Below are 3,187 nucleotides of genomic sequence, written 5' to 3' on the forward strand. Positions count from 1 at the left end.
CCGCCCGGTGGAGCCGACGCCACAGTCCCGCCCGGGTCCACGCGGTGAACCGGCGATGCGCGGTCGCGGGCGAGACGCCGAACGTCTCCGGCAGATGCCGCCAGGCGCACCCGCTGGTCAGCACATACACGATACCGCCGTGAACACGGCCCGCGCGTCACACGGAGCGGTCCCGCCGCCCTGCGGACGGGAGTTGAACGACGGCAGCAACGGTGCGACCAGCTCCCACAGACCGTCAGGAACCAGCCGCTGCGACAGATCGACACCCACAAGCAGCAATGATGCCGCAGCTCACCACACGAGCACGTGAGACATCCTCTTAGAAGAGCCTGTATGAGACCGCGTTATGGGGCAGCCGCGCATCGCATACTTCGGCCGTACTCTCGCCTTACAGCAAAGCATTCTTCCACTCCGGCCGACGCTGGCGTATCACTTCACGGGCACTTTCATTCCGAACAATTTCTCTGCATTTCGGAATGCAATCTTTTCCTTGTCTTCGCGTGGCAAATCGACTCCGCGGAACCAGTCGGTCTGCTCCTTTATGTCCGCGAACGGGTAGTCGGTTGCGAACATCACTCGATCCACGCTTATGTACTTCAGCAGGAGATCGAGCAGTTCGGTCTGGGGGAATGCGCTGGTTGTGACCCAGAAGTTGTCCTGGAAGTATTGCCCGATGGGCTTCTCGAGCGAGTCTTTGGTCGGCTCGCCCATGTCATTGACGATCCGCTCGTAGTAGAAGGGAAGACCTTCGCCCATGTGGCCGATGATGATTTTCAGTTTGGGGAATCTGTCGAAAACCCCGTACGCGATCATCCGAATGCATTGGGTCAGCACCTCCTGGTGCCAGCCATATCCAGACCCACTGAAAATGTAGTCTTGGTACTCTTCCGTGTATTTAGACCGTGTGGTGCTGTAGTAGATCTTGAAGACCTCGTCAGCTGGATAGCCGGGATGCAGGTAGATCGGCACATCGAGAGCAACGGCACGTGCCAGCACAGGCTCGAAATCGGGATGATCGAGATACTTCTTCGCGATGTGTCCGTTGGTCAGTGCGCCCAAGAATCCATCTTCCCGAACCGAGCGTTCCAGTTCGTCCGCCGCCGCCTCAGGGCTCTGCAAGGGCAAGGTGGCGAAAGCCTTGAAGCGGTCCGGATATTTGGCGATTGGCCCGTCTACAAGTTGCCGGTTAAGACGATAGGCAAGGTCGATGCCCCTCTGTCCAGGGGTATTTTGTACGGAGGGTGTATGAGCAGAGAGGATTTGAACGTTGAGTCCCCCCGCATCCATATCGCCGATGCGGCGTTGGCCTAGATCCGAAAGACCAATTTCCTCAAGGAACGCTATGTGATCCTGATTGATGGAGTTCAGCTTCAACAACGTGGGAGTCGAAAAGGTCTCCTCCGTGCCGATGAAGGGCAGGTCCTGGTCCCGCCGTAAAATGTCCGAAGTCTTGTCCGAAGTGTCGTTCTCGCTCGCTTCCGAGAGAATGGCGTGCGTGGACAAGCCGGCACCAATGCCAAGTGCCGTGCTGGCGGTGAGAAAGCCGCGGCGTCCCATGGGCTTCATGTCAGTCCCTCTCTTCAGGTGTTTGTGTGGTGAGGTATCCGTACGGCATCCGTCTGCGAGATGCTTCAGGGGGTCTTCGCGTCCTGCTCGCGCACCGCGGCAGCGCTCAGGTCGAGGAACCGCTCGCCGGTGCGCAGCGGCTGTGGTGGAGCTGACGACCGTCCGCGTGCGCGCTGTGCGGGCCGGCCGCGGCGGGCCCCGCACTGTTGTCGGCGTGTGACCCCGCATGCGGCGACAGGGAACGCCGTCGCCAGCGCCCTGGTGGCCACCCCGAACCTCCGCAGTGGACTATCAAGTTCCGGCATAGCCCCAACGCTAGGCCCGATTCCGTTCTGTTTCGTCATACTGCGGTCGTCATCTCTCGGGAGACAGGCGGTACGACGTTACTCCAACGGGAGTACTCTCCGGAGCGCCGTTCGACACCCGCACGAGAATCAAGGCCCGTCGCAACTGGGCCCGAAGTCCAGGGGCTGCCGGAAGATTTCAAGTCCAGTGAGACGGTCGTGACTCTATGAGGTTTGTGGTGCGGGTGCCCTGCGCTTTCCCCGATGGTGCTGCGTCGACTGCCATCACTAGCCTTCTACATACGGGTTGCATCGCTTATCCGCATGCCTACTTCCTACCGAGCGAACCTGAGACGAACGTTAAAGAGCGGCTCACGCGCTCTGCTAAATGATCAGTTGTGGGAGCTTCTCGAGCCGTTGCTTCCGCCGTGGCCCGATGAAGGCGCCCGGTCCGCGGCCGGTGCCGGATCGGCAGTGCCTGCAGGGCATCTTGTACGTGCTGCATACCGGGATCGGCTGGGAAGACCTTCCGCAGGAACTCGGCTTCAGGTCAGGCATAACGTGCTGGCGGCGGATCAAGCGGTGGATCAACGCCGGGGTGTTCGACGATCTGCATCGGATCCTGCTTGCCCAGCTGAACGCGGCAAACGAGATCGACTGGTCCCGGGCGGTGATCGACGGCAGCCACATCGACACGAAAAAGGGGGTCCCGGACCTTGAGTTCGCCCCCATTTCCAGCCCCCACGTGAGCGGAGTCGAGGACCACGCGCGAGACGTCGATGAGGCCGGCGTCATCGAGTCGGTGCAGCACCGCCTCGTGCGGCCGGCCCCACACCCCGGCCCGCGACCAGATCAGGAACCGGCGGTGCGCGGTCGACTTCTATATCCCGAAACACGGCGGCAGACCCCGCCAGGCACAACCGCTGACCAGCGCGTAGATGATCGCCGCGAACAGCGTCTCATCAGGCGTGTCCTGCGTTCCGCCGCGCTGTAGCCGCACCTTCGACGGTGGGATCAGCGACTCGGCAATCTCCCACAGCCCGTCCGGAACAATTCAACTCCACGTACCCCGCCCCATGAACAACCCAGCGAGCGATCACCACATAGGACACCGTAGCTGGTCGCACCGTTGCTGCCGTCGTTCAACTCCCGTCCGCAGGGCGGCGGGACCGCTTCGTGTGACGCGCGGGCCGTGTTCACGGCGGTCGTGTATGTGCTGACCAGCGGGTGCGCCTGGGGGCATCTGCCGGAGACGTTCGGCGTCTCGCCCGCGACCGCGCATCGCCGGTTCACCGCGTGGACCCGGGCGGGACTGTGGCGTCGGCTCCACCGGGCGG

General features: G+C 62.1%; 3 protein-coding genes and 2 pseudogenes. 2 read left to right on the forward strand and 3 right to left on the reverse strand.

The window, feature by feature from the left end; all coding sequences use genetic code 11:
* Both IG99_RS52315 and IG99_RS43150 read right to left on the reverse strand, forming a co-directional pair.
* Positions 1–133 (reverse strand): transposase (locus tag IG99_RS52315; protein ID WP_394298088.1); only part of this gene is annotated, 133 nt, incomplete at its 3' end.
* A 296-nt stretch (positions 134–429) separates the two neighbouring features.
* Positions 430–1,566 carry an amidohydrolase family protein gene (locus IG99_RS43150; RefSeq protein WP_051866625.1) on the reverse strand — a complete coding sequence of 379 codons (1,137 nt, stop codon included), beginning with the start codon at positions 1,564–1,566 and terminating at the stop codon, positions 430–432.
* 720 nt (positions 1,567–2,286) lie between these two features.
* Between IG99_RS43150 and IG99_RS51270 the strand changes: the two are divergent.
* A pseudogene (locus tag IG99_RS51270) lies at positions 2,287–2,454 on the forward strand (transposase); the annotation flags it as partial.
* A gap of 90 nt (positions 2,455–2,544) precedes the next feature.
* On the opposite strand, the pseudogene IG99_RS49420 reads toward IG99_RS51270, so the two are convergent.
* Positions 2,545–2,904: pseudogene (locus IG99_RS49420) on the reverse strand (transposase); the annotation flags it as partial.
* 75 nt (positions 2,905–2,979) lie between these two features.
* Here IG99_RS49420 and IG99_RS52320 point away from each other — a divergent pair.
* Positions 2,980–3,187 (forward strand): transposase (locus tag IG99_RS52320; RefSeq protein ID WP_199815739.1); only part of this gene is annotated, 208 nt, incomplete at its 3' end.

Source organism: Streptomyces griseus subsp. griseus, from assembly GCF_000720255.1.
GTDB lineage: Bacteria > Actinomycetota > Actinomycetes > Streptomycetales > Streptomycetaceae > Streptomyces > Streptomyces griseus_I.

What these genes read in the sequence shown, in the direction of transcription:
- IG99_RS43150 (WP_051866625.1), bottom strand. Translation starts at nt 1,566, where the DNA reads ATGAAGCCCATGGGACGCCGCGGCTTTCTCACCGCCAGCACGGCACTT.